The sequence below is a fragment of the Pseudomonas sp. S04 genome, from assembly GCF_009834545.1.
Taxonomy (GTDB): Bacteria; Pseudomonadota; Gammaproteobacteria; order Pseudomonadales; family Pseudomonadaceae; genus Aquipseudomonas.
On record NZ_CP019427.1, the window covers coordinates 653,767 to 668,648 of the forward strand.

Consider the following 14,882-nt stretch of genomic DNA (forward strand, 5'->3'; position numbering starts at 1 on the left):
GTTCAAATTCTCCTCAATTCCCTGTGGAGCGGGCGCTCGCTCCTACAGAGAGCAATCCACACCTGCGTTCAGCGCCCGAGATAAACCTCGATCACCCGCTCGTTGTCCTGCACCTGCGCCAGTGACCCCTCGGCCAGCACGCTGCCCTGGTGCAATACGGTGACGTGGTCGGCGATCGAACCGACGAAGCCCATGTCGTGCTCCACCACCATCAATGAATGTTTACCGGCCAGGCGCTTGAACAGCTCGGCGGTGAACTCGGTCTCGGCGTCGGTCATGCCCGCTACCGGTTCATCGAGCAACAGCAATTGCGGGTCTTGCATCAGCAGCATGCCGATTTCCAGGAATTGTTTTTGCCCGTGGGACAACAGGCCGGCGGGGCGATTGACCGAGGCGGTCAGGCGAATGGTGTCCAGCACCTCACTGATCCGGTCGCGCTGCTCGCCATTGAGTCGGGCGCGCAAACTGGCCCATACCGACTTGTCGGTCTTTTGCGCCAGCTCCAGGTTCTCGAACACGCTCAGGGCTTCGAACACCGTGGGTTTCTGGAACTTGCGGCCGATCCCGGCCTGGGCGATCTGCACTTCGCTCATGCGGGTCAGGTCCAGGGTCTCGCCGAACCAGGCCTTGCCGTGGCTGGGGCGGGTCTTGCCGGTGATCACATCCATCAGGGTGGTCTTGCCAGCCCCGTTGGGACCGATGATGCAGCGCAGTTCACCGACGCCGATGTACAGGTTGAGACTGTTCAACGCCTTGAAACCATCGAAGCTGACGCTGATGTCCTCCAGGGTGAGGAGGGTGCCGTGGCGGGTGTTCAGGCCTTTTCCGGCGCGCTGCCCGAGGCCGATGGCATCGCGGCTGCTGCCGGCATCCTTGTTCGGTTCCAGGATCGGTTCGAGCATGAATTCGGCGGTCGCAGTGACTCTCATTGTTCACCTCTTTTTCTCAGCAGGCCGATCACGCCCTTGGGCAGGTACAGGGTGACGATGATGAACAGCGCACCGAGGAAGAACAGCCAGTATTCGGGAAAGGCCACGGTGAACCAGCTCTTCATGCCGTTGACCACGCCGGCGCCCAGCAGCGGGCCGATTAGCGTGCCGCGTCCGCCCAGGGCGACCCAGACGGCGGCTTCGATGGAGTTGGTCGGGGACATTTCGCTGGGGTTGATGATGCCCACCTGGGGCACGTAGAGCGCACCGGCCAGACCGCAGAGCACCGCGCTCAAGACCCAGACAAACAGCTTGAACCCGCGTGGGTCGTAGCCGCAGAACATCAGCCGGTTTTCCGCGTCGCGCAGGGCGGTCAGCACTCGGCCGAACTTGCTTTGCGCCAGCCGCCAGCCGATGAACAGGCTGGCCACCAGCAGCAGTACGGTGGCACTGAACAGCACCGCGCGGGTGCCAGGTTCGGTGATGCCGAAGCCGAGGATGGTGCGAAAGTTGGTGAAGCCGTTGTTGCCGCCAAATCCGGTCTCGTTGCGGAAAAACAGGAGCATGCCGGCGAAGGTCAGGGCCTGGGTCATGATCGAGAAATACACGCCCTTGATCCGCGAGCGAAAGGCGAAGAAGCCGAACACCAGCGCCAGCAAGCCGGGGGCCAGCACCACCAGGCACAGGGTCCAGAGAAAGCTGCTGGTGCCGGTCCAGAACCACGGCAGCTCAGTCCAGGAGAGGAAGGTCATGAACGCCGGCAAGCCGTCCCCCGAGGCCTGGCGCATCAGGTACATGCCCATGGCGTAGCCACCGAGGGCGAAGAACAGGCCGTGGCCCAGGGACAGCAGGCCGGCGTAACCCCAGACCAGGTCCAGGGCGAGGGCGACGATGGCGTAGCAGAGGATCTTGCCGACCAGGGTCAGGGTGTAGGCCGAGACATGCAGGGCGTTGTCGGCGGGCAGCAGCGACAACAGCGGTAGCGCCAGTAGCGACAACACCAGTAGCGTACCGACGGCAATCGTCACCTTGGGCCCGGCCTTGCGGGTGGCGGTAATGAGCAGGGGCTGGTTCATCAGTCGATTACCCGTCCTTTGAGTGCGAAGAGGCCTTGCGGGCGTTTCTGGATGAACAGGATGATCAGCGCGAGGATCAGGATCTTGCCCAGCACCGCACCGATCTGCGGCTCGAGGATCTTGTTGGCGATCCCCAGGCCAAAGGCGGCGAAGACGCTCCCGGCCAGTTGGCCGACGCCACCGAGCACCACCACCAGGAAGGAGTCGATGATGTAGCTCTGGCCGAGGTCCGGGCCGACGTTGCCGATCTGGCTCAGCGCGACGCCGCCGAGCCCGGCGATCCCGGAGCCGAGGCCAAAGGCGAGCATGTCCACGCGCCCGGTGGGCACGCCGCAGCAGGCGGCCATGTTGCGATTCTGGGTGACGGCGCGCACGTTCAAACCCAGGCGGGTCTTGTTCAGCAGCAGCCAGGTGAGCACCACCACAAACAGCGCAAAGGCGATGATCACGATACGGTTGTACGGCAGCACCAGGTTGGGCAGGACCTGGATTCCGCCCGAAAGCCAGCCCGGGTTGGCGACCTCGACGTTCTGCGCGCCGAACAGCAGCCGGACCAGTTGAATCAGCATCAGGCTGATGCCCCAGGTGGCGAGCAGGGTCTCCAGCGGGCGGCCGTAAAGGTGGCGGATCACCGTACGCTCGAGTGCCATGCCGATGCCGGCGGTGACAAAAAACGCCACCGGCAAGGCCAGTAGCGGATAGAACTCGATGGCGTTGGGGGCGAAGCGCTGGAGCAGCATTTGCACCATGTAGGTGGAGTAGGCGCCGAGCATCAGCATTTCGCCGTGGGCCATGTTGATCACCCCCAGCAGGCCGAAGGTGATCGCCAGTCCCAAGGCCGCCAGCAGCAGGATCGAGCCCAGCGACATGCCGCTGAATGCCTGGCCGAGCAACTCGCCCACCAGCAGTTTGCGCTTGACCTGGCCGAGACTGGTTTGCGCTGCGGTGAGGACCGCGGCATCGGCCTCGACTCCAGGTTGGAGCAGGCTTTCCAGGCGGGTGCGGGCCAGTGGGTCGCCGGTTTCACCGAGCAGGCGCACTGCGGCCAGGCGCACGGCCGGGTCACTGTCGACCAGTTGCAGGTTGGCCAGGGCCAGGCTCAGGGCCGCGTGCACCGGTTCATCCGCTTCGCCAGCCAGTTGCTGGCCGAGGAATTTCAATTGCGCCGGCTTGGCGCTTTTCTGCAGTTGTTGCGCCGCACCGAGTCGCACCCGGGGATCGACGGCGAGCAGTTGCTGGCTGGCCACGGCGGTGTCGATCAGACCCCGCAGGCGATTGTTCAGGCGCAGGGTCTTGGCTTGGCCGTCGACGGTCACTACGCCTTGCTGCAAGGCATCGATCAATTCGACGCGCGCCGGATCGGGCTGCGCGGCCCAGGCTTCGAGCAGCCGGGCTTGCTGCGCCGGATTGGCGGCGACGAAGTCTTCGGCATCGCCGGCGTGGCTGGCCAGAGGCAGCAGTAGCGCTGCGAGTGTAAGGAACAGGCGAAAAAGCGACATGGTGATGTCCTGAATAGCAGCGACTACCCCTGTAGGAGCCGAGCTTGCTCGCGATAGCGGTGCATCAGACACACTGCCATCGTGAGCAAGCCGCAAGCGGGCACCCGCTCCCACAGGATTCTATTGGTCCGCTCAGTTGCTCTTGACCGCGTAATCCGGCTTCTTGTCGTTGCCGGCAATGAACGGGCTCCAGGGCTCGGCGCGGATCGGTCCTTCGGTCTGCCAGACCACGTTGAACTGACCGTCGGCCTGGATCTCGCCGATCATCACCGGCTTGTGCAGGTGGTGGTTGGTCTTGTCCATGGTCAGGGTGTAGCCCGACGGTGCAGCGAAGGTCTGGCCGGCCAGGGCTTCACGGACCTTGTCGACATCGGTGGACTTGGCTTTCTCGGCGGCTTGCGCCCACATGTGGATGCCGACGTACGTGGCTTCCATCGGGTCGTTGGTGACGGCCTTGTCGGCGCCCGGCAGGTTGTGTTTCTTGGCGTAGGCCTTCCAGTCTGCGACGAACTTCTGGTTGACCGGGTTCTCCACCGACTCGAAGTAGTTCCACGCCGCGAGGTTGCCCACCAATGGCTTGGTGTCGATGCCGCGCAGTTCTTCCTCGCCTACCGAGAATGCGACGACGGGCACGTCGGTGGCCTTCAAGCCCTGGTTGGCGAGCTCCTTGTAGAACGGCACGTTGGAGTCGCCGTTGACCGTGGAGATGACGGCGGTCTTGCCGCCGGCCGAGAACTTCTTGATGTTGGCGACGATGGTCTGGTAATCGCTGTGGCCGAACGGCGTGTAGACCTCTTCGATGTCCTTGTCGGCCACGCCTTTGGCGTGCAGGAACGAGCGCAGGATTTTGTTGGTGGTGCGCGGATAGACGTAGTCGGTGCCCAGCAGGAAGTAGCGCTTGGCGCTGCCGCCTTCTTCGCTCATCAGGTATTCCACGGCGGGGATCGCCTGTTGGTTCGGCGCGGCACCGGTGTAGAACACGTTCGGCGACATCTCCTCGCCTTCGTATTGCACCGGATAGAACAGCAGGCCATTGAGCTCTTCGAACACTGGCAATACCGACTTACGCGACACCGAGGTCCAGCAACCGAATACCACGGCCACCTTGTCCTGGGTCAGCAGTTGCCGGCCCTTTTCGGCGAATAGTGGCCAGTTCGACGCTGGGTCGACGACCACCGGCTCCAGCAGCTTGCCATTGACGCCGCCCTTGGCGTTGATTTCGTCGATGGTCATCAACGCCATGTCTTTGAGCGAGGTTTCAGAGATCGCCATGGTCCCGGACAGGGAATGCAGGATGCCAACCTTGATGGTCTCGGCGGCCTGGACTGTCCAGGTCATGCCCATCGCGGCAATGCTTGCCGAAAGTGTGAAAGCCTTGATCAAGCTGCGACGCTTCATTGTGCGATCTCCATGAACTCATGAGTTTTCTTGGTTGGCAGATGCGAACTACTGAAGGCTCATTAGCAAGGGCTGTGCCCAGTCGGAGAAAGGCAGGTAAATGTCGTGCTAGAGCGCTGGCGTTGGCTGGCAATGCACCAGGAAGGGACAATCGGCGGGCGTTGGTGCAGGGGCATGCGCCAGCTTGGCGCATGGGTGGCGGTGCCGGGACCCCAGGTGGGGGCTCCCGTCAGCTTATCGAGGGGGTTTACTGCTTGATGCACGTCTCCATGCCGTTGCCACCGCCTTCATACTCCGGGCCGTAGTAATACTTGCTGAAAGATACGCGGCCATCGGCGGCCGTTTTAACTTGCGCGATTCCCACGCCGTAATCTTTCAGGGCCGGGTCAGTGTGGGCAAAGTAGATCGCCAGCGACTTCCTGTGCGCGGCGGCGAAGCCGTTGTAGAAGGAGTTGTCGGCCAGGGTCAGGGTGAAACTGTAGGCACCATACGGACCGGTACTTTGCTCGGGGTTGAGCTGCATATCGACGGTGCCTTTGTACTCCCCTATATGACTGTCCATGCCAGTACATTGATATTTTCCCGAATAGTCAGTGCCGGTGAACGGCGGCTGGGCTGCCAGTGCGGGCAGTGAAACGAAGGCGAGGGAGGCTAGGATCTTCTTTATCAAGTTGACCTCTTTCAATTCTTTGTAGGAATTGTACGGATTGAAAAGTAGGAAGTTTCCCGCAACTAATGTTGTCTGGTTAGTGGGTGCTTAAGTTGCGGCAGCGGGAGTATGCCGAGGATTAGGCGGCGGCTCAAAACCAACCCAAGACAAGACTTTTCAAGTTGTTCAACGGTATTTCAAGCACCCTTGAAATACCGTTGCTCCGTCCCTGGCGATGTTCAGGAAGAAGAGGAGGCCGCTGCAGTCTGCCGGCTCACGCGCGCTAGCAGGAAACGGTCCAGCACCCACATCACCACCAGCGAAGCACCCACCAGCGGGAACAGCACGGCCAGCACCAGCATGATCAGCACCCCGGTTTTCCAGGTCGGCAGGCCATGGCGCAACGGTGGTACCCCGACTTTGCCCTGGGGCCGGCGCTTCCACCAGATCACCACGCCACTGACGGCGCTGAGCAGGATCATCAGGCAGATCAGCAGCACGATGAGCTGGTTGAGCACGCCGAACATCTTGCCTTCGTGCAGCATTACCCCCATTTCCGTGGCGCGGGCGACGTTGCCATAGTGTTCCCAGCGCACATCGGCCAGGACCTTGCCGCTGTACTGATCGACGTGCAGGGTGGCGTCGTTGCGCGGGTCGTCGGCGAACACGGCGATGGTGAACACACCGCTGGCGCTGGTAGGCAAGGTGATGCTGTAGCCCGGCTCGACCCGGCCTTGCTCGGCGATGTCCTGCACCGCCTGCAGGCTGATGCCCGGTGCTGCCGGCGCGCTGCTGGCGCCGTTGTGGGCCATGTGTTCGGCGTGGTCGCCGGACATCGGCATCGGCGTATTTTCCATGGCCCAGGGCACGGTCTGGCGGGCCGCGGTGTTGAGGCTGCGCGCTTGCTCGTCGGACTTGGGGACGTTGTCCCACATGGCGGCCGGGAACTGGTTCCAGAGTTCGGCGTAGGATTTGCCCCAGAAACCGGTCCAGGTCATACCGCTGAGCAGCATGACCAGCAGCAATGCCGCCCCCCAGAAGCCGGTGACGGCGTGCAGGTCACGCCACAGCACCCGACCACGACTGTTCAGGCGAGGCCAGAGAATGCCGGCGCCGCCCTTGCCACGAGGCCACCAGAGGTAGACCCCGGACACCACCAGCACGATGCCCCAGCCGGCCGCCATCTCGATCAGGCGATCGCCGAGGGTGCCGATCATCAGTTCGCCGTGAATCGCGCGGGCGATGGCTTGCAGGTTGTACTTGGCATCCTGCTCGCCGAGGATGTCGCCGTGATAGGGGTCGACGAATACGTTGAGTTCGTTGCCCTGGTTGTGCAGCACAAATTGCGCGCTGCGCTCGGCATTGATCGCTGGCAGGTACTGGGTGACCTGGCCCTGTGGATACGCCGTTTGCACCCTGCGTAGCAGGTCATCGGCACTGAGGGTGTGATGGCCGGCCGGGACATTCAGCAGGTTGCCGTACATCAGGGGATCGAGTTGTGGCTTGAACAGGTAAATGGTGCCGGTCAGTGCCAGCATCACCATGAAAGGGGCGACGAACAGCCCGGCATAAAAATGCCAGCGCCAGGCCAGGTTGTAGAAGGACACTTTGGGTTGGCTCATCAATAGCACTCCGCTCGGCTATGAATCTTTTATAGGTGTTGTGTGGCTGCTGGTTCTGCAGCAACTGGCGCGGGCAGCGCCAGTTGCTACAGGCATGGCGTCCTTGCGAAGCGTTTTAGAAACTCATGTCCACTTTGGTCCAGAACGTGCGCCCCGGTTCATTGATCGCTTGTGGATCACTGGCCGGGTAGCCGAACCCGGCGTTGCCGGCCAGGTTCAAATGCTCGGCGTAGTCCTTGCCGAACAGGTTGTCGATGCCGCTGCTGACCTTCCAGTGCTGGTCGATGCGGTAGGCGCCATTGAGGGAGAACACCGCGAAGCCGGGGCTCTTGTCGTAGTCCTTGCCCACCACGTTGCCTTTGTTCTGGTCGATGCGGTTTTGCGCGGCGACTACCCGCCACAAGGCACCGGCGCTCCAGTTGTCTTCGCTGTAGGTCAGGCCGAAACGCGCGTCCAGCGGCGGCATTTGCGGCAGGGCGGTGTCGTGGGTGGTGTCTTTGCCCCAGGCGTAGGCCAGGGTGGCGTCGGCTTTCCAGTGGGATGTCAGGTTGTAGGCTGCACCCAGTTCACCACCCATGATGCGGGCGTTGATGTTCTCGGCCCGCGAGCTGGTGCCCATGGGCGTGGGGGTGTAGTCGAACAGGATGTAGTCGTGCACTTGGCCGATGTAGGCCGAGGCCCAGGCTTCGAGGTCCTGGGTCTTGTATTGCAGGCCGACGTCGAGCTGGGTGGTTTTCTCCGGCTGGATCGAGTCGAAGGCGTTGAGCGACCCCGCGGGACCGGACTTGGGCGAAAACAGCTCCCAGTAATCCGGGAAACGCTCAGCGTGGCCCAGGCCTGCGTACAGGGTGGTCGGGCTGTCCGCCAGGTCGTGTTCGTAGCGCACGAAGCCGCTGGGCAAGGTATCGGCGCGGGTGTCGTCGGCCGTCGGGTTGGGCTTGCTCATCATTCCGGAGCCGATGCTCTGGCGAAAATCCTTGGCCGAGGCACGGTCCAGGCGTGCGCCAGTGATCAGGCGATTGCGGTCGGCGGCGTACCAGGTCAGTTCACCGAACAGGCCGTAATTGTGGAAGTCCGCATCCTTGTTGCGTGGCACGTCCTTGTAGGTGTCGATGCCCATGGCGCTGCGCTGGCGGTGTTCGTTGGTCTGTGCGTCGACACCGCTGACCAGTTGCAGGTCGGCCCAGCGCCAGGTGGCCTTGACCCGCGCACCGAGGGTCCGGCGGTCGACGTTGGAGGCCATGGGGCCGGCCATCATCCCGGTGCCGGAGGGCGTGCGCAGGGTGTAGTTGTCCATCACGTGGTCGGCGTAGTTGTAGTAGACCTGGGCCTCGAGTTTTTCCAGCACTTCGCTGAGGTCCGACTGCACGAAACGCAGGCCCAGGCTTTCGCGCTTGAACTGCGAGCCGTCCATGCCGCGTCCGGCATAACGCGCTTCACCGTCGCCCTTGCCAGCGGTCAACTCCAGCAAGGTGTCGGTGTTCGGGGTCCAGCCGACGGCGACGTCGCCGTTCCACTTGTCATAGCGCGACGGCACGCTGTCGTTGTTGCCGTCCTTATAGTCATCGGAGTGGGCAGTGTTGCCGATCACCCGTACGTAGCCCTGTGGGCCACCCGCAGCGGCATCCAGCACTTTGTCGAAGCGCCCGTTGGAGCCGCCCAGCACGCTGGCATTCACCCGGCTGCCGAGTTCGCCGAAACTTTCCGGTTCGCGATCGAAGAGGATCGTGCCAGCCGAGGCGCCGGGGCCCCAGAGCACGGTTTGTGGGCCCTTGATCACCGTGAGCGTGTCGTAGGTTTCCGGGGAGATGTACGAGGTGGGTGCGTCCATGCGGCCAGGGCAGGCGCCCAGCAGCATGCTGCCGTTGGTGAGGATGTTCAGCCGCGAGCCGAACATGCCGCGCAGCACCGGGTCGCCATTGGTGCCTCCGTTGCGCACCAGGGCGAAGCCGGGAATGGTCTTCAAGTAATCGCCACCGTCGCTGGCCGGCACCGGTTGGCGCGGGTCCTTGGGGTTGGTGACGATGGTCAGGGGCGAGCTGGGGGCAATGCCCGTAATCACGGTGGGGCTCAGCTCTTCGGCGTGCTGGCTGTGATCAACGGCCGTCTCGGCGGCGCCGGCCAATGGCGTGAGCAGGGCGCCGCACAGCAGCGCGGTGGCTTGTTTGAGGCGAACGCGCAAGGTATTAGGGGCGAAAGTTGCCTGGGCAGCGCTCAGGCGTGGGGCAGCAGAAAACCTGGACATAACAGTTCCATCAATCAGTCGTAAACACACGGCCAGCAGCCTGTGGCTGTCGAGTTCAACAGTTGGCCGTGTCAGTGGGGATGTGGGTGTTTACGCATTGATGGGTGGGGCGCGGGTGCGGGCGCCGGGGAAGACGGTCAGCCGGGCATGACCCAGGCGAGGTGATGAGGTGATGAAACCTTGCGCCAGAGGCGGGTCGAAAGTCGCCAGGGCCAGGCTGCCTGGCAGTGCCGGGCAATTGAAGAGCAGGTTGCAGTAGCCGCACTTTTCCCAGATTGCATGGTGATCGGCCTGGGGCGCGCAGTGTTCGGCAGGCGCTTGGGCCTCATGCTCGGCATGGGCTCCGGGCGCCATGTCCATGCTCATGTCCATCGACATGTTCATGGACATTGGGGCGCGCTGATCCATCGGCATCGACTGAGAAATCAGTGGGCCGATAAAGATCAACAGCATGGCAAACAGACTGACCCAACTGCCACGCGCGACCGTCAAGCTGGTCTTGCGTGGAGTTGTGCGCCTGCGGCCGGGTGAGCGCTGCGCGTTCACGGGCGGTGGTGCTGCCGGTTACTGGGCGTGCTGGTGCGTGTCGGTGCCAGCGGGCGGTTGTTTCTGCACCGCGACGTCCACGGTGAGGTTGCCGGCCTTCTCGAAATGCAGGGTCAACGGGAAGCGCTTGCCGTCGCTCAGCAGGCTGCGGTCCTTAAGCTCCATGAGCATCACGTGGTAGGCCATTGGCGCGAACGTGATGGTGCCGCCGGCGGGAATCTCGACGCTGGGCACCTGCTGCATTTTCATCAGGTCTTTTTGCATCAGGTGTTCGTGCAACTCGGCTTTGCCCGAGATAGGCGAGTCCACACTGAGCAGTCGGTCAGCGGTTTTGCCATTGTTGTGAATGACAAAGTAGGCCGCCACGGTCGGGGCATTGGGCGGCAGCTCTTGTGACCAGGGGTGGGCGATGTCCAGCTCACCGGCCTTGTATTCATGGGCATTGGCAAAGCAGGCAGGCAACAGCAATGCGGCGAGCAGCAACGTGTGCTTCACCAGGGATGGTTTTGACATGGCAGTTCTCCGAAACGATTAAAACGCAGGGTAGTTGCGAATCGAATCAGACCAGGGGAGAGGCCCGGGGGTTGAGACTGGGCCATTGCTGGCGCGGTGTCGGCGAGTCGAGGGTCGGCGCCGGCAGGCTGCGATTGGCTTCGAACCGGGCGAAGTACAGCTGCGGCGTATGCCCGGGCAATGCCACCAGGGGCGCTGAACCCGAGCAGCACCAGCAGTGCTGCATGTTGGAGTGTTGCTCGCCGGGCGGGGTTTTCTGCTCAAGGTTACCCAGGGAGATGGCGACCATGCGGGTGCCACTGGACGAGCAGAAACTGCCCCACATCAACTGCTCGGTCGGCGACTGGCCGGACGCTTTGGCCATGGCGCTGGACATCGGCATGGCGAGCATGTTGAACAGCACTGCGAAGCAGGCGATCCAGGCAATTGCTAGCCGTTGTCGGGACATGGTCAGATCCGGTGAAGTGGGAGATCAGGCGGCGTATTTAGCCTGATCGGGGTGGATAAGTAAAAAGCTGTCGTGCGGTGTGGTGTCGCAGTGTCATCAGGCAGCTGTCGCGTGAAGCTTGAGGCCCAGGGCCTTCATCACCTTCATGATAGTCGCGAATTCCGGATTGCCAGTGCTGCCGAGTGCCTTGTACAGGCTTTCACGGCCCAACCCGGTGTCGCGGGCGATCTGTGTCATGCCTTTGGCGCGCGCAATGTCATTGAGCGCGCAACGGATCAATACACCGTCGCCTGCATCCTCTTCAAAGCAGGCGTCCAGGTAGGCCGCCATTTCCTCAGGTGTCTTGAGGTATTGGGCGACGTCGAAACGGCTAAATTGTTCAGCCATGGCTTACTCCTCGCTACCGATGTTTCGCGCCATCGACTGCGCGCGCTGGATGTCGCGTTTTTGCGTCGACTTGTCCCCTCCCGCCAACAACAGATAAACCACTCGATGTTTGCGGGTGAAGTACATTCGATAGCCAGGCCCGTAATGGACACGCATTTCATAAACAGCCTCACCCACAGGTTCACAATCACCGAAGTTGCCATGTTCCGCAGCTCGAAGCCTCGCCAGCAGGCGAGCCTTGCCGATGGTGTCCTTGATTGAGCCAAGCCAGTCGGAAAATAGGTCTGACTGTTCGAAGTCGATCATGGCTGATCGTATTCCTTGGGATACAGGTTGGCAAGCAGCACTTTCTCCAGGGCGAACGGCTGGTGCCGAGTAATCTTGGGTCGTGTGCTCGAAGTATTGAGGTGTTTACGAAGAGTTGACGCAATGTAGAGCAGGCGTGTCGGGTTACACCAGACAGCGCTTTCTGGTTGTCTTGCCTGCTTTTTCTTGCTTGCCGTTGGTGGTCAGGAACCGTCTGACAACGACAGTGCCTTCAATACCTGCTCCACAGTGACAAATTCCCGATCCGCCGCTGGCAACACTGGACGCTTGAGAATCAGCACCGGCACCCCACGCTCGCGGGCTACTTCGAGTTTTGGTTCGGTGGCGCTGCTGCCGCTGTTCTTGCTGATCAGGACGTCGATCTGCCGACGCTGGAACAGCGCGCGTTCGTCTTCGAGGTGGAATGGGCCGCGGGCTCCGAGCACTTCGCAGCGCGGGTTGCCGGGGTAAACCTCGAGCGCGCGCAAGGTCCAGAACTGCCCGGCCGGGATTTCGTCCAGGTGTTGTAGCGGCTCGCGGCCCAAGGTGAACAGCGGGCGTTGGAACGGCTTGAGGGCTGCACTCAGTTCGGCCCAGTCGCTGACTTCGCGCCAGTCATCGCCGGCTTGCGCCTGCCACGCTGGCCGGCGCAGCGCCCAGCATGGGATAGCGCTGAGTCGCGCGGCAGTGACGGCGTTCTGGCTGATCTGTGCGGCGTAGGGGTGGGTGGCGTCGAGCAGCAGGTCGATGCCTTGTTCCTGGATGAAACGGGCCAGGCCTTCGGCGCCGCCATAACCGCCGACGCGCACCTGGCACGTCAGGTCGCTGGGTACCCGGCCGACACCGGCCAGGCTGTAGATGTGCTGCGCGCCAAGCGTGCGAGCGATCGCCAGGGCTTCGGTGATACCGCCGAGCAACAACAGCCGTTTCATGGCAAGACTCCCGCTTGACCGACAATGCCGCCCTGGCGGTCGATGGCAAATACTTCGACCTGGACCTGGGCCGGCACCACGCTGCGGGCGAACGCCAGGGCGTGCTGGCACACCGCGTCACCCAGGGCGATGCCGGCGGCGCTGGCCATCGCCAGGGCCTGCTGACTGGTGTTGGCTTGGCGAATCTGCTGCTGCAGTGCGGCGTCGGCGCCCACCGCAGCGGCCCATTCGGCCAGTTGCCCAAGGTCGATGCTCGAATGTCGACTGTGCAGGTCCATGTGGCCGGCGGCGAGCTTGCTGATCTTGCCGAAGCCACCACACAGGCTGAGTTTATCCACAGGCACTTTGCGCAGGTGCTTGAGCACCGCACCGACAAAATCGCCCATTTCGATCAGGGCGATTTCCGGCAGGTTGTAGACCCGGCGCATGGTGTCTTCGCTGGCGTTGCCGGTGCAGGCGGCGATGTGCAGGTAGCCGTTGGTCTTGGCGACGTCGATGCCCTGGTGGATCGAGGCGATGTACGCCGCGCAGGAAAACGGCCGGACGATGCCGCTGGTGCCGAGAATCGACAGGCCACCGAGAATGCCCAGGCGCGGGTTCATGGTCTTCAGCGCCAGGGCTTCACCGTCCTGGACGTTGACCGTCACCGCAAAACCGCCGGCATAACCGAGCTCCAGGGCCAGGGCGCCGAGGTGGTCGCTGATCATCTTGCGCGGCACCGGATTGATCGCCGGCTCGCCGACGCCCAGCACCAGGCCTGGGCGGGTCACGGTGCCGACGCCAAGCCCGGCACTGAAGCGAATGCCGGGCTCGGCGGTCAGGCGCACCTGGCTGTAGAGCAAGGCACCGTGGGTCACGTCCGGGTCGTCGCCGGCATCCTTGATCGTGCCAGCCTCGGCGCCGTCAGCCAGGAGCCGGCAGAACTCCAGGCGCATCTGCACCTGCTTGCCCTTGGGCAGGACGATCTGCACCGCGTCACTGCTGCCGCCGCCCAGCAGCAAGCGCGCCGCCGCGAGGCTGGTGGCGGTGGCGCAACTGCCGGTGGTCAGGCCGCTGCGCAGGGGGGCGGGTTGTTCGCCGGTTTCGTCACGCATCGAGGGGTTTGACCAGATCCAGCAAGGTAATCGGCAGCGCCTGGCGCCAGGTGTCGAACTCGCCCAATGGCTGGGCCTGGGCGATGTGCAGCCGGGTCAGTTCGCCGCCGTGCCGCTCACGCCAGGCCAGCAAGGTCATTTCGCTTTGCAGGGTGACGGCGTTGGCAACCAGTCGGCCGCCGGGTTTGAGTTGCGCCCAGCACGTTTCGAGCACGCCGGCACGAGTCACGCCGCCGCCAATGAATATCGCGTCCGGGCGTTCGAGTCCGGCCAGCGCTTGTGGTGCGCTGCCGCGAATCAGCTGCAGGCCGGGGACGCCGAGGGTGTCGCGGTTGCGCTCGATCAGTAGCTGGCGGCCTGGGTCCGCCTCGATGGCAAAGGCGCGGCAACTGGGGTGGGCGCGCATCCATTCGATACCGATCGAGCCTGAGCCTGCGCCGACATCCCACAACAATTCGCCGGGTATCGGCGCCAGGTGGGCCAGGGTCACGGCCCGCACGTCGCGCTTGGTCAATTGGCCGTCGTGGGCGAAGGCCGAGTCCGGCAGGCCGGCCAGACGCGACAGGCGCGCAGCAGTCGGTTCGGCGATGCACTCGATGGCCAGCACATTGAGGTCGGCGACCGCGGGATCGTCCCATTCGCTGGCAAGGCCGTCGATCCGCCGCTCCTGCTCGCCGCCCAGGTGTTCCAGCACGCTGATCCGGCTCGGGCCGAAGCCCCGTTCACGCAGCAGCGCGGCCAATGCAGCCGGGCTGTGTCGGTCGTTGCTCAGCACCAACAGGCGTACCCCACTGAACAATTGGCCGTTGAGCGCGGCCAGTGGCCGGGCCACCAGCGACAGGCAGACCGCCTCTTGCAGTGGCCAGCCGAGGCGGGCGGCTGCCAGGGAGCAGGACGACGGCGCGGGCAGGATCAGCATCTCTTCGCTGGGCACCTGACGCGCCAGGCTGGCGCCGACGCCGAAAAACATCGGGTCACCACTGGCCAACACACAGACCGGTGCGCCGCGTTGCACCAGGAGCGGCTCCAGGGAGAACGGGCTTGGCCACAGTTGGCGCTCGCCACGGATGCACACCGGCAGCAGATCGAGCTGGCGCTGGCCGCCGATAATCCGTGCGGCCCCCAGCAATGCACGCCGGGCCTGCTTGCCCAGTCCCTTGAAGCCGTCTTCTCCGATGCCTACGACTGTCAGCCAGGGGGCCATCTATATTCCTCAAACATGAAGGTTCCGACGGGCA

General features: G+C 63.3%; 15 protein-coding genes. All 15 read right to left on the minus strand.

The window, feature by feature from the left end; all coding sequences use genetic code 11:
* Positions 1–68 precede the first annotated feature (68 nt).
* The 15 genes from urtD to cbiE all read right to left on the minus strand — a co-directional run bounded on the left by urtD (position 69) and on the right by cbiE (position 14,848).
* Positions 69–929, minus strand: coding sequence for an urea ABC transporter ATP-binding protein UrtD (urtD, locus tag PspS04_RS02795; protein WP_159993505.1), 861 nt, complete (start codon positions 927–929; stop codon positions 69–71).
* A complete protein-coding gene (urtC, locus tag PspS04_RS02800) occupies positions 926–2,005 on the minus strand; it encodes an urea ABC transporter permease subunit UrtC (protein ID WP_159993507.1) in 1,080 nt (359 codons plus the stop codon). Before urtC ends, urtD begins: the two co-directional genes overlap by 4 nt.
* Positions 2,005–3,504, minus strand: coding sequence for an urea ABC transporter permease subunit UrtB (urtB, locus tag PspS04_RS02805; RefSeq protein WP_174244561.1), 1,500 nt, complete (start codon positions 3,502–3,504; stop codon positions 2,005–2,007). The genes urtC and urtB overlap by 1 nt, the downstream gene beginning before the upstream one ends.
* A gap of 132 nt (positions 3,505–3,636) precedes the next feature.
* On the minus strand, positions 3,637–4,902 hold the full coding sequence (gene urtA / locus PspS04_RS02810; RefSeq protein ID WP_095171104.1) for an urea ABC transporter substrate-binding protein: 1,266 nt from the start codon (positions 4,900–4,902) through the stop codon (positions 3,637–3,639).
* A gap of 247 nt (positions 4,903–5,149) precedes the next feature.
* The gene (locus PspS04_RS02815; RefSeq protein ID WP_237234958.1) at positions 5,150–5,464 is read right to left on the minus strand and encodes a hypothetical protein; all 315 of its coding nucleotides are present in this window, start codon (positions 5,462–5,464) and stop codon (positions 5,150–5,152) included.
* A 326-nt stretch (positions 5,465–5,790) separates the two neighbouring features.
* A complete protein-coding gene (locus PspS04_RS02820; protein ID WP_159993511.1) occupies positions 5,791–7,173 on the minus strand; it encodes a PepSY-associated TM helix domain-containing protein in 1,383 nt (460 codons plus the stop codon).
* A 115-nt stretch (positions 7,174–7,288) separates the two neighbouring features.
* Entirely contained in the window at positions 7,289–9,418 is a 2,130-nt protein-coding gene (locus tag PspS04_RS02825; RefSeq protein WP_159993513.1) for a TonB-dependent copper receptor, read from the minus strand.
* A 90-nt stretch (positions 9,419–9,508) separates the two neighbouring features.
* On the minus strand, positions 9,509–9,910 hold the full coding sequence (locus tag PspS04_RS02830; protein WP_257792316.1) for a DUF2946 domain-containing protein: 402 nt from the start codon (positions 9,908–9,910) through the stop codon (positions 9,509–9,511).
* A gap of 72 nt (positions 9,911–9,982) precedes the next feature.
* On the minus strand, positions 9,983–10,462 hold the full coding sequence (locus PspS04_RS02835) for a copper chaperone PCu(A)C (RefSeq protein WP_095171161.1): 480 nt from the start codon (positions 10,460–10,462) through the stop codon (positions 9,983–9,985).
* Between the two features lie 61 nt (positions 10,463–10,523).
* The gene (locus PspS04_RS02840; protein WP_095171109.1) at positions 10,524–10,925 is read right to left on the minus strand and encodes a DUF2946 domain-containing protein; all 402 of its coding nucleotides are present in this window, start codon (positions 10,923–10,925) and stop codon (positions 10,524–10,526) included.
* Positions 10,926–11,021: 96 nt separating this feature from the next.
* Positions 11,022–11,312, minus strand: a complete 291-nt coding sequence (locus tag PspS04_RS02845; protein WP_095171111.1) for an addiction module antidote protein — start codon at positions 11,310–11,312, stop codon at positions 11,022–11,024.
* Between the two features lie 3 nt (positions 11,313–11,315).
* Positions 11,316–11,618 (minus strand): type II toxin-antitoxin system RelE/ParE family toxin, encoded by a 303-nt coding sequence (locus tag PspS04_RS02850; RefSeq protein ID WP_159993515.1) that lies wholly within the window; start codon positions 11,616–11,618, stop codon positions 11,316–11,318.
* A gap of 203 nt (positions 11,619–11,821) precedes the next feature.
* Positions 11,822–12,550 (minus strand): cobalt-precorrin-6A reductase, encoded by a 729-nt coding sequence (locus PspS04_RS02855; RefSeq protein ID WP_159993517.1) that lies wholly within the window; start codon positions 12,548–12,550, stop codon positions 11,822–11,824.
* On the minus strand, positions 12,547–13,644 hold the full coding sequence (locus PspS04_RS02860; RefSeq protein ID WP_159993519.1) for a cobalt-precorrin-5B (C(1))-methyltransferase: 1,098 nt from the start codon (positions 13,642–13,644) through the stop codon (positions 12,547–12,549). The genes PspS04_RS02855 and PspS04_RS02860 overlap by 4 nt, the downstream gene beginning before the upstream one ends.
* Positions 13,637–14,848, minus strand: a complete 1,212-nt coding sequence (gene cbiE / locus PspS04_RS02865) for a precorrin-6y C5,15-methyltransferase (decarboxylating) subunit CbiE (protein WP_159993521.1) — start codon at positions 14,846–14,848, stop codon at positions 13,637–13,639. Before cbiE ends, PspS04_RS02860 begins: the two co-directional genes overlap by 8 nt.
* Positions 14,849–14,882: the final 34 nt, after the last annotated feature.